Annotated in this window: 20 protein-coding genes and 1 pseudogene; 14 read left to right on the top strand and 7 right to left on the bottom strand. The window is 60.9% G+C overall.

The features are described 5' to 3' along the window. Entirely contained in the window at positions 1-261 is a 261-nt protein-coding gene (locus ACR9ZQ_RS08490; protein ID WP_029868583.1) for a hypothetical protein, read from the bottom strand. Between the two features lie 134 nt (positions 262-395). Here ACR9ZQ_RS08490 and hemF point away from each other — a divergent pair, with 134 nt between their 5' ends. From hemF to ACR9ZQ_RS08475, 3 genes are all read left to right on the top strand, one after another. After that, a complete protein-coding gene (hemF, locus tag ACR9ZQ_RS08485; protein ID WP_029868581.1) occupies positions 396-1,307 on the top strand; it encodes an oxygen-dependent coproporphyrinogen oxidase in 912 nt (303 codons plus the stop codon). A 160-nt stretch (positions 1,308-1,467) separates the two neighbouring features. After that, a complete protein-coding gene (locus ACR9ZQ_RS08480; protein ID WP_310386932.1) occupies positions 1,468-1,743 on the top strand; it encodes a hypothetical protein in 276 nt (91 codons plus the stop codon). Between the two features lie 125 nt (positions 1,744-1,868). Beyond that, positions 1,869-2,054, top strand: coding sequence for a DUF1059 domain-containing protein (locus ACR9ZQ_RS08475; RefSeq protein ID WP_007824454.1), 186 nt, complete (start codon positions 1,869-1,871; stop codon positions 2,052-2,054). Positions 2,055-2,056: 2 nt separating this feature from the next. Here the strand turns inward: ACR9ZQ_RS08475 and ACR9ZQ_RS08470 are convergent, their stop codons facing one another. Genes ACR9ZQ_RS08470 through ACR9ZQ_RS08460 form a run of 3 tightly spaced genes read right to left on the bottom strand, consistent with a single transcriptional unit; the run spans position 2,057 to position 4,592 of the window. Further along, a complete protein-coding gene (locus ACR9ZQ_RS08470) occupies positions 2,057-3,313 on the bottom strand; it encodes a CCA tRNA nucleotidyltransferase (RefSeq protein ID WP_481427541.1) in 1,257 nt (418 codons plus the stop codon). Further along, positions 3,310-3,960 (bottom strand): CoA pyrophosphatase, encoded by a 651-nt coding sequence (locus tag ACR9ZQ_RS08465; protein ID WP_481427540.1) that lies wholly within the window; start codon positions 3,958-3,960, stop codon positions 3,310-3,312. Before ACR9ZQ_RS08465 ends, ACR9ZQ_RS08470 begins: the two co-directional genes overlap by 4 nt. Continuing rightward, positions 3,957-4,592, bottom strand: a complete 636-nt coding sequence (locus ACR9ZQ_RS08460; RefSeq protein WP_310386927.1) for a DUF1285 domain-containing protein — start codon at positions 4,590-4,592, stop codon at positions 3,957-3,959. Before ACR9ZQ_RS08460 ends, ACR9ZQ_RS08465 begins: the two co-directional genes overlap by 4 nt. Positions 4,593-4,752: 160 nt before the next feature. On the opposite strand from ACR9ZQ_RS08460, the gene ACR9ZQ_RS08455 reads away from it, so the two are divergent. The 5 genes from ACR9ZQ_RS08455 (at position 4,753) to ACR9ZQ_RS08435 (ending at position 12,170) form a co-directional block, all read left to right on the top strand. Beyond that, on the top strand, positions 4,753-5,763 hold the full coding sequence (locus ACR9ZQ_RS08455) for an AAA family ATPase (RefSeq protein ID WP_037100272.1): 1,011 nt from the start codon (positions 4,753-4,755) through the stop codon (positions 5,761-5,763). Positions 5,764-5,776: 13 nt separating this feature from the next. Then, positions 5,777-6,697: a DUF58 domain-containing protein gene (locus ACR9ZQ_RS08450; RefSeq protein ID WP_310386924.1), complete on the top strand. Its 921-nt coding sequence runs from the start codon at positions 5,777-5,779 to the stop codon at positions 6,695-6,697. Beyond that, positions 6,694-9,513 carry a DUF4159 domain-containing protein gene (locus tag ACR9ZQ_RS08445; protein WP_481427539.1) on the top strand — a complete coding sequence of 940 codons (2,820 nt, stop codon included), beginning with the start codon at positions 6,694-6,696 and terminating at the stop codon, positions 9,511-9,513. The genes ACR9ZQ_RS08450 and ACR9ZQ_RS08445 overlap by 4 nt, the downstream gene beginning before the upstream one ends. 1 nt (position 9,514) lies before the next feature. Then, positions 9,515-11,587, top strand: a complete 2,073-nt coding sequence (locus ACR9ZQ_RS08440) for a hypothetical protein (protein WP_481427538.1) — start codon at positions 9,515-9,517, stop codon at positions 11,585-11,587. A gap of 166 nt (positions 11,588-11,753) precedes the next feature. Beyond that, positions 11,754-12,170: a GNAT family N-acetyltransferase gene (locus ACR9ZQ_RS08435; RefSeq protein ID WP_310386918.1), complete on the top strand. Its 417-nt coding sequence runs from the start codon at positions 11,754-11,756 to the stop codon at positions 12,168-12,170. A 102-nt stretch (positions 12,171-12,272) separates the two neighbouring features. Here ACR9ZQ_RS08435 and ACR9ZQ_RS08430 read toward each other — a convergent pair. Continuing rightward, positions 12,273-12,843: pseudogene (locus ACR9ZQ_RS08430) on the bottom strand (GNAT family N-acetyltransferase). Positions 12,844-13,052: 209 nt separating this feature from the next. On the opposite strand from ACR9ZQ_RS08430, the gene ACR9ZQ_RS08425 reads away from it, so the two are divergent. Next, positions 13,053-14,042 carry a glutathione S-transferase family protein gene (locus ACR9ZQ_RS08425; protein ID WP_481427537.1) on the top strand — a complete coding sequence of 330 codons (990 nt, stop codon included), beginning with the start codon at positions 13,053-13,055 and terminating at the stop codon, positions 14,040-14,042. A 3-nt stretch (positions 14,043-14,045) separates the two neighbouring features. Here the strand turns inward: ACR9ZQ_RS08425 and ACR9ZQ_RS08420 are convergent, their stop codons facing one another. Then, entirely contained in the window at positions 14,046-14,525 is a 480-nt protein-coding gene (locus ACR9ZQ_RS08420) for an NUDIX domain-containing protein (RefSeq protein ID WP_113322001.1), read from the bottom strand. A gap of 68 nt (positions 14,526-14,593) precedes the next feature. Here ACR9ZQ_RS08420 and ACR9ZQ_RS08415 point away from each other — a divergent pair, with 68 nt between their 5' ends. From ACR9ZQ_RS08415 to ACR9ZQ_RS08400, 4 genes are all read left to right on the top strand, one after another. Continuing rightward, positions 14,594-15,502 carry a metallophosphoesterase family protein gene (locus tag ACR9ZQ_RS08415; protein ID WP_481427536.1) on the top strand — a complete coding sequence of 303 codons (909 nt, stop codon included), beginning with the start codon at positions 14,594-14,596 and terminating at the stop codon, positions 15,500-15,502. A 159-nt stretch (positions 15,503-15,661) separates the two neighbouring features. Further along, positions 15,662-16,222: a tetratricopeptide repeat protein gene (locus ACR9ZQ_RS08410; protein WP_310386913.1), complete on the top strand. Its 561-nt coding sequence runs from the start codon at positions 15,662-15,664 to the stop codon at positions 16,220-16,222. 221 nt (positions 16,223-16,443) lie between these two features. After that, on the top strand, positions 16,444-16,956 hold the full coding sequence (locus ACR9ZQ_RS08405; protein ID WP_310386912.1) for an RNA polymerase sigma factor: 513 nt from the start codon (positions 16,444-16,446) through the stop codon (positions 16,954-16,956). Positions 16,957-16,961: 5 nt separating this feature from the next. Then, positions 16,962-17,798: an anti-sigma factor family protein gene (locus ACR9ZQ_RS08400; RefSeq protein WP_310386910.1), complete on the top strand. Its 837-nt coding sequence runs from the start codon at positions 16,962-16,964 to the stop codon at positions 17,796-17,798. 3 nt (positions 17,799-17,801) lie between these two features. Here the strand turns inward: ACR9ZQ_RS08400 and ACR9ZQ_RS08395 are convergent, their stop codons facing one another. Then, positions 17,802-18,782, bottom strand: coding sequence for a quinone oxidoreductase family protein (locus ACR9ZQ_RS08395; RefSeq protein ID WP_481427535.1), 981 nt, complete (start codon positions 18,780-18,782; stop codon positions 17,802-17,804). Positions 18,783-18,880: 98 nt separating this feature from the next. Between ACR9ZQ_RS08395 and ACR9ZQ_RS08390 the strand changes: the two genes are divergently transcribed. Further along, entirely contained in the window at positions 18,881-19,270 is a 390-nt protein-coding gene (locus tag ACR9ZQ_RS08390; RefSeq protein WP_113321996.1) for a winged helix-turn-helix transcriptional regulator, read from the top strand. Positions 19,271-19,277 lie beyond the last annotated feature (7 nt).

The raw sequence follows: 19,277 nt of genomic DNA, 5'->3' as shown, positions 1-19,277 counted from the left end.
TCAATCGGCGGATGGCAAGCGACGCATGGTGAATTCGATCTGGTCGCCTTCCAGCTGGCGCCAGCTTTCCACTTCGGTCCAATAGGCGGCTTTCGGATATTCGTCGAACCATTCGCGCGCCTTGGCGCGGGCTTCCAAAAGCCCCATCCGGTATGTTTCGCGGACAAAATGATCCCGCTGGCGGGCGGACGCCTCTGCCCGATGCTTTGCTATTCTACGCTTCAGGCCTTCGAAGGGCGGAGGCCCCGGAATTTTTGCCATAAAACCTACCTCTGAATGAAAAGTAGTATCGAAATCCGCCCTTTGCGAGTTGAATCTTGCAGGCGCTTTCCACTGCTGGCAGGCTTCTGCTGCACCTGCTAAACCGGGATTGTAATCAACAAAGAGCGAATCGCATGGAAAGACCGGAACTGCCGATCGGCCTGCCCGAAGACATCGAGGATAAAAAGACTGCCGCCCGTACATGGTTCGAGGGGCTGCGGGACACGATCTGCGCTTCCTTCGAAGCGCTGGAGGATGAACTAGAAGGTCCCCTCTCCGATCAGGAGCCCGGCCGCTTTGTCGCCAAGGACTGGTCGCGCGAAAACGGTGCCGGCGGCGGTGGCCGCATGTCGATGATGGAAGGCCGCGTCTTCGAAAAGGTCGGCGTTCATACATCCACCGTCTATGGCGAATTCGCGCCCGACTTCCGGGCACAGATACCGGGCGCCGCCGAAGATCCGCGCTTCTGGGCATCGGGGATTTCGCTGATCGCCCATCCGGTCAATCCCAACGTGCCGGCCGTTCACATGAACACCCGCATGGTCGTCACCACCAGCCGCTGGTTCGGCGGCGGCGCCGACCTGACCCCGGTTCTCGGTCGCCGCCGCACGCAGGAAGATGAAGACACACAGCTCTTCCACAAGGCCATGGAAATCACCTGCCGTAACCATGCGGTCGCCGATTACGAGGCCTACAAGAAATGGTGCGACGACTATTTCTTCCTCAAGCACCGCAACGAGGCGCGCGGTGTTGGCGGCATCTTCTACGACTGGCTGCATTCCGACGAGGAAGCCGGCGGCTGGAAAGCCGATTTCGCCTTCACACGGGACGTCGGCCGGGCCTTTGCCATGGTTTACCCCAAGATCGTCCGCTCAAACTTCAACAAAGACTGGACGGAGGCCGACCGTGACGAACAATTGATTCGCCGTGGCCGCTATGTCGAGTTTAATCTGCTCTACGACCGAGGGACGATCTTCGGCCTGAAAACCGGCGGCAATGTCGAATCCATTCTTTCTTCCCTGCCGCCCGTCGTGCGCTGGCCATAAGCCGGCGCCAAGCATGCTGGCAAAGACCGGCATGCTGACAAAGGCAAACCTGCTGGTAAATTTGAAATACTATTCCGGTAAAATCGCGTTGAACGGCCTTCATCAGAACTGAGTGCGTCCTAAATTAGTCTCTGTGCGTTACAATCGGAGGAGGATTGTCATGACGGTACAAAGCAGCTCGCCTGCTTCTGCAGATATCCAGGAAACGTCCCGCGCAATCGAAGCGCCCGAGTTTCTAACGCGCATCGCCGAAGACTTGAGAGCGAAAAGCGGTTCCGACCTGCCGCTCTCCTGCTTTGTCGAGCAGGTGAAATTGCAGCTAGCAGGCGGCAAGACTCCGGAAGAACTTCAACAGCAGGCAACAGGTGCTGCCAACAGCAACAAGCCTGCGCACCTTTCGGAGACTTACATGGCCTGGGCAATGCCCCATCAATAAACAGAGCCTTTCGGCCGGCGTCCAAGTCGGCCGAAGCTTTCTCCCCCGGAACCTTCTCCGTTGCCGCACATTCCTCAAACGCGCGAAAGCGCGATGGTTTTGTATTTCAGAGACAGGAGAAGACCATGCGACTTTTCGAATGCGGTACACTCGTTCCCGGATGCGATTGGCACACCAGGGCCGACAATGACGCTGAAGTCGTTCGCCGCGCCGTCGAACATATGAGAACAGCCCACGGCGAAACGACCATTCGCGAAAACATGGTGGACAATATCAAGGCCCGCATCCGCGACGAAGCGAACGCGGCCTGATCTCAACCTGCAATCTCCGAGAGCCGGGCGAGCAATGCCGCCCGGTCGGAGACAAAATTCTCTTCAACCCACTGGTTTTCCAAGGTCGACAGGATTTCACCGACCTTCGGGCCGGCCTGTATGCCCGTGGCCATCACATCTGCGCCGTTCAGCGGAAACTGCGGCTTCTTCCAGATGCGCGCATGGTCCAGAAGCTTCGAAAGCCGCGCCGAACGGCTCATCTCATCAAAACTACCATTCTCTGCCTTGCCCCGAGCAACGCCAAGCGCCAGTTTCAGCCGCACGATGATGCCGTCCACGCCGTTTCTGTAGAGCAGCTTCTCGAAGGCGGCAGCGGAAATCTCGTCATTGACCGGGGCGGCTTTTGCCCAGGCCCTGAAATAGGCGGCTTCCGCATTCGAAAATTTCAGCCGTGCTGCCAATTCCTCCAGCCGCACCGGATCGGGCGGAATGATCGAGGCCAGCCGCAGCAGCGGATCAGGCTCCCAGCCGAGCGCCTTCTCGGTCGCAACAAGCGCCGGAATGGCATCGATGCCCCATTTTTCCGTTTCCGGCAGGATTTCCGAGAGAACTGCAACCTGCCGCATCCAGAGAAGCGCCCGGCCTGGATCTTCCGCCGACAGGAGCTTTCTGAGCTCCGACCAGACCCGTTCGGCCGACAGCGTTTTCAACTTCGAACGCGCGGCGGATGACGCTCTCAGCCCCTCCGCATCGGGCCGTCCGGAACCGTACCAGGCGAAGAAACGGAAGAAGCGCAGGATGCGCAGATAGTCCTCGGCGATCCGCGTCGCTGCATTACCAATGAAGCGGATATTGCGCTTCTCGATATCATCGAGCCCGCCGACGAGATCGATCACCTCGCCCGCAGCATTTGCGTAAAGTGCATTCATGGTGAGGTCGCGCCGTTCCGCATCCGATTGCCAGTCCGCGCTGAAGGCCACCTTGGCGCGACGGCCATCCGTTTCCACATCGGTACGCAACGTCGTCACTTCGAAGGGGCAGCCATCGATGACGAGCGTCACCGTTCCGTGGTCAATGCCGGTCGGCACCGCCTTGATGCCGGCAGCAGCGGCCCGCTCCATGACGGCTTCCGGCAACAGCGTGGTGGCGACATCGATATCGGCGACGGCTAGCCCCATCAGGCTGTTGCGCACCGCGCCACCGACCACACGCCCTTCCCCGCCATCGGCGTTCAGGAGCGCAAAAACCCGACCGAGCGCCGGATCCTGAAACCATGCCTGGTCGGCAACAGAGGTCATGCATAAAGCCTTTCATAAAGCGTGCGGACGATGCCGGCGGTGATGCCCCAGATCATCCGCGTTTCATAGGGCATGCGGTAGAAATGCCGGTCGATACCATCAACTACCCGCTTGTCCCGTGTGTGATTGGCAGGATTCATCAGGAAGGAAAGCGGCACCTCGAAAACGTCGTCCACTTCGATCGGATTGAGCTGCAGCGAAAAACCGCGTTGCACAACGCCGAGAACGGGCGTGATGCGGAACCCGGTAGACGACAGATAGTTCGGCAGCCGGCCGACCGTCTCGACGAAGCCGCCGCCAAGACCAATCTCCTCCTCGGTTTCGCGGATCGCGGCCATCTCGGGCGAGACATCCCCGGGATCGATCGAACCACCGGGAAAGGCGATCTGGCCAGAATGCTTGCGCAGTGTCGACGTCCGCTTGGTGAAGATCACCTTCGCCTCTTCGCCATCATCGACGACGGGCACCAGCACGGCCGCATCACGGAGTTTCAAAGTCTCGGCCAGCGCAACGATATCGGGATTGAGCACATGGTCGCCATGGTCGCGCCAGGCGTGATCGATGGGTGCACCGATCTGATTGAGCGCACGACGACGGAACTCGGCAGCCGAAAACGGGGGATAGGTCTTGCTGATCGCTTCACTCATCGGGAGGCTGCTTCCAGTTCGTCGGCCGGCATGATCGGAAAAATCTCACCACCGGAGCGAACGACGAACATCTCCCGGCCGGCAACCTCGGCCACCTCTCCGAGTTCGACCAGCTCATACATCACGGCGCGTGACACCAATGCTTCAAGCCGGCCCCGCACATGCAGATAGGGCTTTAGTTCACTGTCTTTCCCATACTCTGGCCCATGATCCGGAAAGCGCAGAGGGTGATCCTTGCCGGCCTCGATGACATCGCCGACATTGGTGCGGAAGGTCAGAACCTGCTGGCCATCTCGCTCACTTGCATTCATCTCGACGGCCACAAAGGGTGCGTCAATGACCCTGATGCCGACCTTTTCCACAGGAGTTACGAGATAGGTTTTTCCGTCTTCGTCCTTCCTCAAAACGGTCGAAAAGAGCTGGACCAGCGGAGCCCGGCCGATCGGCGTGCCCATGTAGAACCATGTGCCATCCGCCCGAATTTCCATGTCGATATCGCCGCAAAAGGGCGGATTCCATTTCTCGACAGGCGGCAAGCCGCGCTTTTTGCCGGATTTCGCCTCGGAAGCGCGCGAAATCAGCGCGGCAAGTCCCGCTGCATCTGCCGTATGCCTCATTTCCTCGGCTGCCATTCTTCTGTCCCGGTTTGCTCTTAACAAAATAAAGTCACGAGATAGTCATTTGAAACAAACTTGTCAGCCCGCAACATCTTCATAACTGTATCGGGTATGAGGCACGCCTATTAAAGTCAGACGATTCGCAGCCGAATGATTTCAGCCGTTGGAGATGCCCGTGGGTATGATCAAGACCGAAGCCAGCCTCGATGAACAGGCGATTGTCGCCGCCGCAGAAAGAGCGCTATCCGATATCGCCGCCATCCGCACGGAAGTTTCCAAGGTCATCTTCGGTCAGGAAAGCGTGGTTGAAAACACGCTTCTCGCCGTTCTCTCCGGTGGTCATGCCCTCCTCGTCGGTGTTCCCGGCCTTGCCAAGACGAGGCTCGTGACGACGCTCGGCGAAGTCCTCGGCCTTGCCGCAAACCGTATCCAGTTCACGCCCGACCTGATGCCTTCGGATATCCTCGGTTCCGAAGTGATGGACCAGGACGAGAGCGGCCGCCGCTCCTTCCGTTTCGTCAAGGGGCCGGTTTTCGCCCAGCTTCTGATGGCCGACGAAATCAACCGCGCTTCGCCGCGCACCCAGTCGGCACTGCTGCAGGCGATGCAGGAATATCATATCACCATTGCCGGCCAGCGTTATGACCTGCCCTCACCCTTCCACGTTCTCGCAACGCAGAACCCGCTGGAGCAGGAAGGCACCTATCCGCTTCCCGAAGCCCAGCTCGACCGCTTCCTTCTGCAGGTCGATGTTCACTATCCCGAACTTGCCGCCGAGCGCCAGATCCTTCTGGAAACGACGGGTCTCACCGAAGCCAAACCCGAACCGGTCATCAATGCGGCACGTCTGTCCGAAATCCAGACGCTCGTACGTCAGATGCCGGTCAGTGATACCGTCGTCGATGCCATCCTCTCGCTCGTGCGCTCCGCCCGTCCGGGCCAGGGCAATGCCTCCACCGACAAGCATGTGGCCTGGGGGCCTGGCCCGCGCGCCGGCCAGGCGATGATGCTCTGCGCCCGCGCCCGCGCGCTCTATGAGGGCCGTCTGGCGCCCTCGCTCGACGATATCTACGCTCTGGCCGAGCCCGTTCTCGAGCACCGCATGGCGCTGACCTTCGCCGCCCGCGCCGAAGGCATGTCGGTGCGCGACGTGATCGCCGGGCTGGTCAAGCAGGCAAAGGGATAAGGAAGCGCTGCGCGTGGCATCCATCGGACAGATCGTCAATCCGACACCCGGCAATGATGCCCTTTCCCGCGCAAGGCAGCGGGCTGCCCTCGTGCCGGATTGCCTGGTCGAAGCCAAGCGCATCGCCAACACCGTGATTGCCGGCTGGCACGGCCGCCGCAAACGCGGTATCGGCGAGAATTTCTGGCAGTTCCGCCCCTATAGCGAAGGTGAAAGCCTGTCGCGCATCGATTGGCGCCGCTCCGCCCGCGACGACCATACCTATGTGCGTGACCGCGAATGGGAGGCTGCCCACACAATCTGGCTCTGGGCCGACATGTCGCCCTCCATGATGTACAAGTCGACCTATGGCAGCGTTTCCAAGGAAAGCCGGGCGCTGGTCATCATGCTGGCGCTTGCCGAGATCCTCGCCCGCTCCGGCGAGCGCATCGGCTGCCCCGGCGTGATGGAACCTGTCTCCGCCCGCAATGCAGCCGAAAGGCTGGCAGCCGCCCTGATGCACACCCCGCTGACTGGCGGCCTGCCCGAAACCGCGATGGTGCGCGGTTGGAGCGATCTCATCCTCATCGGCGATTTCCTCGATGACGCGCCTTCCATCATGGCTCGTCTCGGTCCGCTTGCCCGCCGGGGCCTGCGTGGCCACGTGGTCGAGATCGCCGATCCGGCCGAGGAAATCTTTCCCTATAACGGCCGCACCGAATTCACCGATCCGGAAACCGGCGAAAGGCTGACCTCGGGGCGGGCGGAGGGCCTGCGGGAAGCCTATCGCAACGCCTATCTCGCGCGACGCGAAGATCTCGGCCAATCGCTGCGCCATCTCGGCTGGACCTTCGTCAGCCACCGCACCGATCATCTGGCGTCCGAAGCGCTGGTTGCCGTCCATATGTATCTTTCCGGCATGCCGGCAAAGGCAACGCATGGAGGACAGTTTTGAGCGCGCTTCCCTTCGCCTTCGCCTATCCCGCTATCCTCGGCGCGCTGATTGCCCTGCCCGTCATCTGGTGGCTGCTGCGGCTCACCCCGCCGCGCCCGCAGGCGGAAGTCTTTCCGCCGCTGAAAATCCTCGCGACTGTGCTGAAGCGCGAGGAAACGCCGGCGAAAAGCCCTTGGTGGCTGACGCTGCTGCGCATGCTTCTGGCAGCCGCCATCATCTTCGCGATCGCCGATCCGGTCTTCAATCCGCGCACCAGCTCGCTCGCATCGGGTGGTCCGCTCGTCCTTTTCGTCGACAATAGCTGGGCTTCGGCACCCGATTGGGAGCGCCGCGTCCAGACGGCCGACGCGCTGATCGACGATGCCGAGACTGCCGGCGCTGTCGTCTCCATCGCCTTCACCGCCGACCCGACCAATAACGCGACACCCGGCACTGCGGCTGCCGCCCGCGAAAAGCTCCGCGCCGCGGAACCGAAGCCGCTTGTGCCGGATCGCCAGCGGGCTTTCGAAGCGCTGCGCGCCGCCCTGAACGGCACGCATCCCGGCACGCTTGCCTTCCTCACCGACGGTGCAGCAAGCAGCGACAACGATGCTATCGTCCGTCAACTCTCCGACCTTCGGCCCGCCGAACTGCGCGTGATCGAAGGCGATGCTGCCCAGACGGTAGCAATCTCGGGCGCCACCAATACGGCCGATGCGATGACGGTCAAACTGACCCGCCTCAGTGCCAGTGGCGCGGCCTCCGTCCCGCTCAATGCACAGGACGCGCAGGGCCGCGTGATCGCCACCGGCAGGGCTGACTTCGCCCCCGGCCAGACGGCCGTCAATGCCGGCATTTCCGCCCCCTTCGAGATGCGCAACGATTTTGCCCGCGTCAGCATCAATACCGGCGCCACCGCAGGCGCGGTGCATCTGCTCGACGATGCCTTCAAGCGCCGCAGGGTCGTGCTTCTCTCGGGCGAAAGCGGCGATGAATTCCAGCCGCTGCTCTCCCCGCTCTACTACATCCAGCGGGCGCTCGAACCCTACGCGGACCTCGTGCGGCCGACCGATGCCAATCTTTCGGTCGCGATCCCGAAGCTGCTCGCCAATAATCCTTCGATCATCATCATGGCCGATATCGGCCGCCTGCCGGAGGATACCTACGCGCCCCTGCAGCGCTGGATATCGAACGGTGGCATGCTGCTGCGCTTTGCCGGCCCGCGCCTTGCCGCGGCACCTGCCGAAGATCCGCTGATCCCTGTCACCCTGCGCCAGGGGGAACGTGCGCTTGGCGGCAGCCTGTCCTGGAGCGAGCCGCAAGCGCTCGCCGAATTCCCTGGATTCAGCCCGTTTGCCGGCATACCGCGTCCGACCGACGTGACGGTCAACCGCCAGGTGCTGGCAGAGCCGACACCCGATCTCGCCGAACGCACATGGGCAAGCCTTGCCGATGGTACGCCGCTCGTGACCATGAACAAGATGAATGCCGGCCAGATCGTGCTCTTCCATGTGAGTGCCGAAGCGACCTGGTCGAACCTGCCGATTTCTGGCACCTTCGTCGAAATGCTGCGCCACCTCATCCAGATCTCCCGTTCCGGCGGAGTAACCTCGGAATCATCGGGCAGTGCGCGCGTTGCCGAAACCCTGCCGCCCTTCCGCATGCTGACCGCCAAGGGCATCCTGGTCACCGAAACCGGCAATGCCCGTCCACTGATCCCGAATGCGAAGGCAGCACCCGTTGCCAATTTCGACAATCCACCCGGCCTCTATGGCTCCGAAGATGGCTTCACGGCACTGAACGTTCTGCCCGACAATGCCGAGCTGAAACCGCTCGACATCGATGGCGTCAATGTCGTGCGCGCCGGCCTTATCGGTGGCGAAAGCTGGTCGGCCAAACCCTTGCTCTTCTTCATCGCCTTCCTGCTGCTTCTGGCCGATAGCCTGATCGTGCTCTTCATGAACGGCGCCTTCTCCCGCCTGCGGCCGCGCGCCCGGGCTGCGGCGACGATCGCCGTGGCACTTGCGGCCGGCCTGATGCTGCAGCCGGACATTTCGCATGCCAATGACACCCAGCCGGGCGACGACATCATCATGCAGCGGCTCGACAATACCCATCTCGCCTATGTCGTGACCGGCGAACAGGATGTGGACAATATTTCTGAAGAGGGGCTCAATGGCCTCACGAGATTCCTGACCTACCGCACCACGCTGGAGCCGTCCCCACCCGTTGGCATTGACCTAAATAAGGACGAGTTATCCTTCTACCCGATCATCTACTGGCCGATTTCGGCAACCGCACCGATGCCGTCCAACGCCGCCATCAGCCGTATCGACGCCTATATGCGCAATGGCGGAACGGTGCTTTTCGACACACGCGACCAGTTCAACTCCCTCGAAGGGGGCAGCGACACGACCGCCAACGGCCAGCGCCTGCAGCAGATCCTCGCCAATCTGGATATTCCGCCGCTGGAACCCGTTCCGCACGACCATGTGCTGACCAAGTCCTTTTATCTTCTGTCCAGCTTCCCCGGCCGCTACGCCGGCAGCCCGCTCTGGATCGAGGCGCGGCAGGGCGGCCAGAACCAGAACAGCGCCAATAGGCCGGCCGCTGCCGCAGACGGCGTCTCGCCGATCCTGATCACCGCAAACGATTTTGCCGGCGCGTGGGCCGTTGACGACAATGACACCCCGCTGCTGCCCACTGTGCCGCCGGATGAGACGCAGCGCGAATATGCCTTCCGCGCCGGCGTCAACATCATGATGTACATGCTGACCGGCAACTACAAGACAGACCAGGTTCACGTGCCCGACCTGCTCGAACGGCTGGGGCAGTGATATGACGCTCGATTATTCACCCTTCCTGCCCTGGCCCTTTTTGGCGGTACTGACCGGCATCGTCCTCCTGATCGCCGTATTCGCGATCTGGCGCGGCATACGCGGCGCATGGATCCGCACGCTTGCGGCGATGGCGCTACTGGCAGCACTTGCCAATCCGGTACTGCTGCAGGAGGACCGCGACCAGCTTTCGACCATCGTCCCTGTTATCGTCGATCGCAGCCAGAGCCAGCAGACGGCCGACCGCATGAGGATGACGGATGATGCGCTGGCATCCTTGAAAACCCAGCTCGCCCGCTTTCCGCAGATCGAGCCCCGCTTCGTGGACGTGAACGAGGACCGCAATTCCGACGTGCCCTCCACACGCCTCTTCGAGGCCCTGTCGGCTTCGATCGCCGATGTCCCGCCCTCGCGCGTCGGCGGCGCGATCATGCTGACGGATGGCGAGGTGCATGATGTGCCCGGCGTCAATCAAGCGCTCGGCTTCGACGCGCCGATCCACGGTCTCATCACCGGCAAGCCGAACGAGTTCGATCGCCGCATCGAGGTCATCAAGGCGCCCCGCTTCGGCATAGTCAACGAGGAGCAGCAGCTCGTGCTGCGCGTCTTCGACGACGGCCCGAGCCCCGGCGGCGCTGCGAATGTGACGGTGCGCCTCAACGGCGACGAGATCGCCACCCTGCAGGCAACACCCGGCCAGGATACACCCTTCTCCTTCAAGGTGACCCGCGGCGGCCCGAACGTGCTGGAATTCTCCGTCGCCGGTATTCCCGGCGAAGTGACGGATGCCAATAATCGTGCCGTGCACATCATCGATGGCATCCGCCAGAACCTGCGCGTCCTTCTCGTCTCGGGCGAACCGCATGCCGGCGAGCGCGCCTGGCGCAATCTCCTGAAGTCCGACGCGTCAGTCGATCTCGTGCATTTCACCATCCTGCGCCCGCCGGAAAAGCAGGACGGTACGCCGATCAACGAGCTGTCGCTGATCGCATTCCCGACCCGAGAGCTCTTCGTCGACAAGATCAAGGATTTCGACCTGATCATCTTCGACCGCTATCAGGATCGCGCCAATGTGCTGCCGATGCTCTATTACGACAACATCGCGCAATATGTGGAAAATGGCGGTGCACTGCTGATCGCCGCCGGTCCTGAGCATGCAAGCCCGGAGTCGATCGCCATGACCCCGCTTGCCTCCGTACTGCCGGCAGAGCCGACCGGCCGTATGATCGAGCAGGCCTTCTATCCTCGTCTTTCCGAACAGGGCCGCAAGCACCCCGTCACGCGCGGGCTTGACGGTTCCGGCGATGAGCCGCCGCATTGGGGCCGCTGGTTCCGAAGCGTCGATGTCGAGCGGCCGCAGGGCCAGACCGTCATGGTCGGTGCCGACAACCATCCGCTGCTGGTGCTCAACCGCGCCGGCCAGGGCCGTGTCGCCATGCTGCTTTCCGATCAGGGCTGGCTCTGGGCGCGCGGCTTCGAGGGCGGCGGCCCGCACGTCTCGCTCTATCGCCGCATCGCCCACTGGTTGATGAAGGAACCGGCACTGGAGGAAGAGGCGCTGACGGCGCGGACCTCCGGCCGAACACTGGAAATCACCCGCCAGACGATTGGCGATGCCCCCGGAGACGCGGTCGTCCGCTACCCCTCGGGCAGGACCGAGAACCTGCCGCTGACGCAGACCGAGCCCGGCCTCTACAAGGCCGAAAAGCGCATGGACGAAATTGGCCTGTTTGAAATCCGCAACGGCGATCTGACGACGCTCGCACATGTTGGCGCCGTCGATGCGCCCGAATTCAAGGCGATGATTTCGACGACCGCTGCGCTGAAGCCGATCACCGACAAGAGCCGCGGTCTCGTCACACGCGTCGTCAACAATGCCGGCGCCATTACCGTCCCGCCGATCCTGCCGGTGCGCGGCCAGGTGCGTGTGGCCGACAATGATCGCATGACGATCCGCATGACCAATGAAACCGTGCTGAAGGGCATCAATACCTTGCCGCTCTTTGCGGGCTTCGCAGGTGTCGGAATCCTGCTCCTCGCCTTTGGTGCCATGTGGTGGCGTGAAGGACGGTAGATGCCTTTCCTGGTCAGATTGAAGCATTCTGTCGGAGCAGATTTTCGTCAGGGCGGAGGTGATTGGCGAAGGGCATACCTCCTGGTACGTCCAAGCCGATCGCTTCCGATCCTGGCGGAAAGTTGCCCGGCAGAATGCTTCAATCTGACCAGGAAAGGCATCTGACATGCCGGAATTCGAGCTCACCGCCTCCCCGTCACCGGAAGAGCTCGCGATCATCACCGACGGCCTGACAGCCTTCAACACGGAAGATGTTGGCCCGTCCAAACGGCAGGCGCTTGCCGTTCTGATCCGTGATACCGATGGCAAGGTCTCCGGCGGTCTGTCGGGCTACACCGCCTGGGGCTGGCTCTTCGTGCAGATGCTCTACATTCCCGACATGCTGCGCGGCAGTGGCATGGCAGGCAAGATCCTCGCGAAGGCGGAAGAAGAAGCCGCCGCCCGGGGCTGCCGTGGCGCCTGGATCGATACGTTCAACCCGCATGCGCTCAGCGCATACAAGCGTCAGGGCTATGAAGTCTTTGGCGAACTGCCCGATTTTCCCGAGGGCAGGACGCGGACCTTCCTCAAGAAGAGGCTCTGACGAGAGCAATTCCAGCAAAAGTGCGCAGCTGTTTTGCGTCCGGAATTGCGTAAGAACAAAGAGATAGAGTGTTTCCGTGATCCGAAGAAGAACGGAAATGCTCTATCGCCGCCAGGCGATCGTGCCTTTCAGCCGCGCATGCGTATCTTCCGCGATCGGGACCACGAGCACACGGCCCGGATCGACGGGACCGGGAAAAGTCAGTGCGCCATATGCGACCTTCTCGAAGCCGAGCGGGCCGTAATACGGCGGATCACCGACGAGGATGATGGCTTCCGAACCCTTGCGTTTGGCGGCCTCGACCGCGATGCGCACCAGTTCGCGGCCAATGCCCTTGCTCTTGTGCGACGGCCGCACGGCAAGCGGTCCCAGGAGATGGCCTTTCACCGTTCCGGCCAGAACCGGCGTCATCCGCACCGAAGCGATCGTCTCGCCGTCATCGGCGCAGATGAAGGAGAGCGACAGGTCATGCGGTCCCTGCTCGCGAATACGGGCAGCGGCGCGCGTGTGCCGGCCGGGGCCGAATGCTTCTTCGTTGATGAGTTCAATAGCCGCGTCGTGAGACGCATCCTCAGTGAGGTAGACGAGATCGTGCTTGTACATGAGCATGGGAACAGAGACCGTATAGACGCAGATGTGGGTTCGCGAACACGCCGTCGGCGTTCGGGAGCATCAGCGTCGTCGCAGGCCTCTGAGAATAGACATCAAGCAGGATTCCAGAAATTTGTGAGGAAGGCGGATAGCAGGAAAAATTTCCGTCGTCCATTGCAAAATTCGGCCAAGAATTAAGCGACCGAGACGCAGTGTTCAATTTTTGCCGACCTGCAAAAAGCGGTGTGCTGCGATATCTATGCGAAACGAACAATTTCAGAGGTACAAAACATGGGCATGCTGGTGGACGGCGTCTGGCATGACGTCTGGTACGATACGAAGGAAACGAAGGGCCATTTCAAGCGTCAGCCCTCGCAGTTCCGCAACTGGATTACAGCTGACGGAGAGGCCGGTCCCAGCGGCAAAGGCGGCTTTAAAGCCGAGGCCGGCCGTTATCACCTCTATGTCTCCCTCGCCTGTCCCTGGGCGCATCGCACACTGATCTTCCGCAAGCTGAAGAAGCTCGAAGACCTGATTTCCGTTTCGGTCGTCGATCCGCTGATGGTGGAAAATGGTTGGGAGTTCAAAGTCGGCAATGGCGCCACCGGCGATCACCTTTTCGGCTCCGAGGCACTCTGGGAAATCTACGTGAAGGCCGATCCGCACTATTCCGGCCGCGTTACCGTACCGGTTCTCTGGGACATCAAGACGAGCACGATCGTCAACAACGAATTGGCTGAAATCATCCGCATGTTCAACAGCGCCTTCAATCATCTGACGGGCTCGACGGCAGATTATTACCCGGAAGACCTGCGGGCCGATATCGATGCACTGAACGACATCGTCTATGACACCGTCAACAACGGCGTCTACAAGTCGGGCTTTGCCACCACGCAAGCGGCTTACGAGGAGAATGTCGTCAAGCTCTTCGAAACGCTGGATAAGCTCGATGAGCGCCTCGGCAAGGGCCGCTACCTTTTCGGCGATCGCCAGACCGAAGCCGACTGGCGGCTCTTCACGACGCTCGTGCGTTTCGACCCTGTTTATGTCGGCCACTTCAAGTGCAACATCCGCCGCATCGATGACTACCAGAACCTGTCGGGCTATCTGCGTGACCTTTATCAAACTCCCGGTGTCGCTGAGACGGTGAACCTGCGCCACATCAAGGAGCACTATTACCGCAGTCACAAGACCATCAACCCGACCGGCATCGTGCCAGCCGGCCCGGCACTCGATCTCGATCGGCCGCACGGCCGGGACAGGCTCGCAGCCGCTGCCTGAGCCTCACCAGTAATGCGCCGGCTCCGCCTCACCGCGGAGTTCAGCCAGCCTTCTATGCGTCGCTTCAGTCGTCTCCGCCGGCAGCTTGTCGATTTCGAAAAAGCCGCTCTCGGCAATTTCCCAATCCGGCAAGCGCGGCGCGGTCTGTTCCACGATGGCTCGGTAGAAGACCACATGGTCGCGCCGGGTGATATTGGTGTTGAAATAGACGTGAAAGAGCTGTGGCTTGCCCACGATCTTGAGGTTGCCTTCCTCCCGCAACTCCTTGATGAGCGCCTCTTCTGCCGTCTCGTTTCGTTCCAGCCCGCCACCCGGCATATGCCATCCGCCGGTGTAGCCGTGACGAACGAGAAAGAGGCGCCCCTGCTCGTCGAAACAGGCTGCACGCACCCCCATCGTCATGCCGCGCGCGACGGAAAAATACACGTGCAGCAATCGCACCAACACTTTCATGTGAAGGGGCCATGTTTGTTTGTCTGCCATGGGTTCTTTCATACTCTCATCGCGGGGATGTGTTTGAATTGTAAATAAGCTGGTCTATGTGTCGTTGCATGTTCAAGCTCGCGCATATCTCCGACGTCCATCTCGGACCCCTGCCCCGCCTTTCCATTCACGAACTTTTCTCAAAACGTATTACGGGCTTTGTGAACTGGCACCGCAACCGGCGCAAGCATCTTTTCGGCAGCACGCTCGATCTGCTTCTGGACGATATCCGCTCACACAAGGCCGACCATCTGGCGGTGACCGGCGACCTCGTCAACCTCGCAAGCGGCATCGAGATTCGGAGCGCGGCAGCCTGGCTGCGCGAACTCGGCGATCCCGCCGCAACATCGGTCGTCCCTGGCAACCACGATGCCTATGTGCCGGGCTCCTATGAGAAGTCGATGCGCGCGTGGTATGACTATGTGCGCGGCGACCTTGCACCACCGGAATGGGAAGAAAACCGGCACATCTTTCCCTATCTTCGCATCCGCGACAAGGTCGCAATCGTCGGCTGCTCGACTGCCGTTGCAACTCCGCCCTTCGCGGCCTCCGGCTTCTTCGGCGCGCGCCAGGCGCGCGATACGGTCAACATGCTGCGTGCTGCCGGCGAGGCCGGTATGTTCCGTGTCGTCATGATCCACCATCCGCCGATCCGCGGCGCGACCCGTTTCTATAAACGCATGATCGGCATCCGCCGCTTTGCCGCCGTTGTCTCCACCGGCGGAGCCGAGCTCGTGCTGCACGGCCATACCCATCTCAACACACTCCACTGGCTGCGCGGACAGACAGGCCCCGTACCCGTCGTCGGCATCGCTTCGGCATCGCAAGGACCGGGCGGCATCAAGCCGCGCGCCGCCTACAATCTCTTCTCCATTTCCGGTTCTCCCGGCGCTTGGGAAGTGAAAGGCGAGCGCTTCAGCATAAATGATACGGGCGACGGAATGATGCCGGAAAGTGCAGATATTTTCGCGCTTTAGAGGCGATTGCGGAATCAATTTCGGCAGTTGTTGAATCAACATGTGAAGAGCGATCGCCAATGTCGCAACATAGGCAATAAAGGCCGTCGGGGCTCTTGGTATTTTTAAGCGTCGGCGTACAATTCAACAACCGCAGCGCTTCAAAACGGAGTACGCCCGATGACTGCTTCTCTTCATCGCCTGTGCAGACTTTCGCTTGTTTCCGTCTTTGCTTTCGGCCTCGCTACGTCCGCTTTCGCGGTCGGTGGCGGAAACGATGACACCTCCCCGCCGCAGAAGACCCAAACGACCAAGACCTGCACCAAGGGCAAGGTCTGGGATGCCAAGAAGAAGGAATGCGTCGATCCGAAGAAGCAGAGCTTCAACGATGACGATCTCTATAAGTTCGCCCGCGAGTTTGCCTATACCGGCCAGTATGAGAACGCCATTACGGTGCTCAATCTTGCCAAGAACCAGAACGATCCGCGCATCCTGAACTATCTCGGCTATGCCAACCGCAAGGCTGGCCGCATGGAGCTCGGCATGTCCTACTACAAGAAGGCGCTGCAGCAGGATGAGAATTACATTCTTGCTCGCTCCTATATGGGCATGGCGCTTGTCGAGCAGGGAGACATTCAGGGCGCCCGCGTCCAGCTCGTCGAGATTCGTGATCGCGGCGGCGAAAATACTTGGGCCTATCGCGCTCTGTTGCAGAGCCTGAACGGCTACAGGACATATTGAGGCAAGCTCCGCGGGGTATGGTGCGGAAATCCCTTGGGATGGGATGGATGAATTGAACCCCGCGCTTGCGAAATACTGGCGACTTGTTCCATAAAAGCCGCCTGCATGGCCGGGATGAATACGATGGCTTCGCACCCGCCGGGTAAGACCCGCATGCGAAGCTGGCCCATATTTGAAGCTGGTATGAGTTTCGGCCAATGTGAATGCTTCTTGGAAAAACCATGCGCCAACCCGCCACCACCACCGATATCCGGCGTGATCTCGTCGGTCTCCTGCCCCGCCTCCGCCGCTTTGCCATCACGCTCGCGGGAGAGACGGCTGCGGCCGATGAACTGGTCCAGGCGGTCTGTCTGCGCGCAATTTCCAAAGGACATCAGTGGAATGGCGAAGGCCGGCTGGAAAGCTGGATCTATACACTTGCCCGCCAGCAATGGGCCGATGACAGCCGCAAGCGCAAGCCGCGTCCGGTCGCACGGGGCAATGTAACCGATATCCGCGATGCCATTCGCGACCGTACAGCGTTCGTCGATACCGACGCCCTGCACCGCATGCTCGCGGAAATGCCCGAGGGCGTGGCCAGCATCTTCGTGCTGATCGACGTGGAAGGTCATACCTATCAGCAGGCAGCCGAAATCATGGGCATTGCGATTGGCGGCATTGCCGGTCAGCTTGCGACCGCACGACTCCATTTCGCCGCATTGTCCGGTCACAATCCGCCCGTCCACAGGTACTGACTGATTTGCTCGATTTCAAAAAACAGCCGCTTGAAGCCCAGCTTGCCGCCCTCCTTGACGGCGAAACCACACCGGAACAGAAGCTGGAACTGGAAAGCAGGCTGGCAACGGATGAAAACGCCCGTAAAATCTACGACAAGCTCCGCCACGGCGTCGATTTCGGCCGTCGCAAGTTGGACGACATGCTGAAGGAACCTGTTCCGCTGGCGCTTGTTCGCTCGATCAAGAGCACGCAGCCACCGAAGACGCCGATCGCCCAGCGCAACGCGCGCCCGCAGCTGAAGCTCGCGCCAAATGGCCGCCAGGCGCTTGCCGCAGCCCTTATTCTCTTTGTCGTCGGCGGTGGCATCGGCTATTTCATCGGCAATGCGCCGGATACGGATGACACCACATCGGCCGCAATCCCCCAGATCAACACCAATGACTGGCTGGGTGACGTCACCGCCTTCCAGCGGCTTCTCGTGCGCCAGCCGCGTCACCTTGTCGAAGTGCCGGCCTCACAGTCAGAGGAAATCTCCTCCTGGCTGACGACCGCGATTGGCGTGCCGTTCCGCGTACCGGATCTTTCCACAGAATCCTGGACCTTCCAGGGCGCGCGCGTGATCCTTGGTGACAGCCGCCCTGTCGGCCAACTCGTCTATTCCAATGCCGATGGCGATATCATCTCGATCTGCTTCCGAAAGGATGCGCAGCCACCGGAAACGGAAGACTTCAAGGAAACGATCCGCGACGAGATCGGCCTTGTAACCTGGCACAATGCCGGCACGTCCTATGTGCTGGCAGGCCCCTCTGCCGAAGCCACGCTCAGCCAGCTCGCCATGGAAATCGCCGCCGCCATTTGACGGTTATGGCACCAGCACGACCTTTCCGCTGACCCGACGCTCCTCAAGCGCACGATGCGCCTCAGCGGCTTCATCAAGCGAAAACCGACCGCCGTGCACGATCTTCAGCGCTCCGGATGCGGCAAGATCAAAGAGAGCAGCGAGATCGCCCTTCCATTTGCCCGCCGCAATCAGCGGCAAGAGTGAAAAGCCCTTCAGCGACTGGTTCATATCGAGCATGGAGCCGATCTCGGAAAGCTCCAGCGAGAACCGCCCCATGGCTGCAAACAGCATTTCTCCGGCGGGAGCAAGAGCAGTCAGAGACGCCCTCGCGATATCGCCGCCGACCGTCTCGTAAATGACATCGGCCCCCTGCCCTCCGGTCGCTGTCCTGACCGAACCGGTCCACTCTTCGGCGGTGTAATCGACCGCCACATCGGCGCCGAGGGAGAGTGCAAGCTGCCTCTTCGCCTCACTGCCGGCTGCAGCAATTACCATGCTCGCACCTTCGAGCCTGGCAAGCTGCAGCAACAGAGACCCGACCCCACCGCCAGCAGCGTTGACGAGCACCACCTTTCCCTTCGGCGGACTACGACGCACCATGTGCAGAGTTGTCAGACCCTGCACCATCAATGCCGTCGCATCCGCAAAGGAAAGGTCGTCCGGCAAACGCACCGCCGCTCCAACATCTATAGCCACATATTCGGCATAACCGCCGAAGCCACGAGCGATTGCAAAGAGCGGCACGGCGACACGCGCGCCAAGCAGCGACGGATCGGCATCCGCCCCAAGTTCTTCGACGACGCCTGCCACTTCCACACCGGGAAAGACAGGCAGCGGTGGCGTCACGGCATAGCGATCCGCCCGCATCAGAACTTCGAAGAAATTGACGCCGGCGGCATGGACGCGCACCAGCACTTCGCCGCCTTTGGGTTTCGGGATCGGCACCTCTACAGTTTCGAGAACTTCAGGCGGACCGAAGCGGGTGTATTGAACGGCTTTCATGGCAGACCTCACATTCTGATGGCGTAAGGCTGCCTGTAGCACTCGATTTACGGTTCAAAATACACACATATCAGTGCCATACCCACCAGGAGGTGACCATGGCCGAGCCCATGAAAAGACTGCCGAAACTCCCCGTGGAACGAGCCTTGAAGGTTATTTCCGGGCGATGGAAACCCGTCATCCTCTATCATGTCTTCTCAGGACCGAAACGGCTTTCAGAGCTCAAGCGCATGATGCCCGAGATTACCCAGAAGGTGCTGATCCAGCAGTTGCGGGAGATGGAGGAGCACGGCCTTGTACGCCGAGAAGTCTTTGCAGAGGTGCCCGCACGCGTGGAATATACCGCGACTGAACTCGGCCTCGGGCTGGAGCCGATCCTTCTCGCCCTCTGCCAATGGGGACAAAACCACGCGCAAGCGCAGGGCGAGCTCGATGAGCTCGCCGATTGCATCGTCAGGCCGCGCCACTCCGAGGCGATCGCGGCCTGATCAGAAT

It is taken from the genome of Rhizobium sp. KNZ14-9A (assembly GCF_056755015.1).
This window is presented reverse-complemented; position numbering and strand designations above follow the sequence as displayed.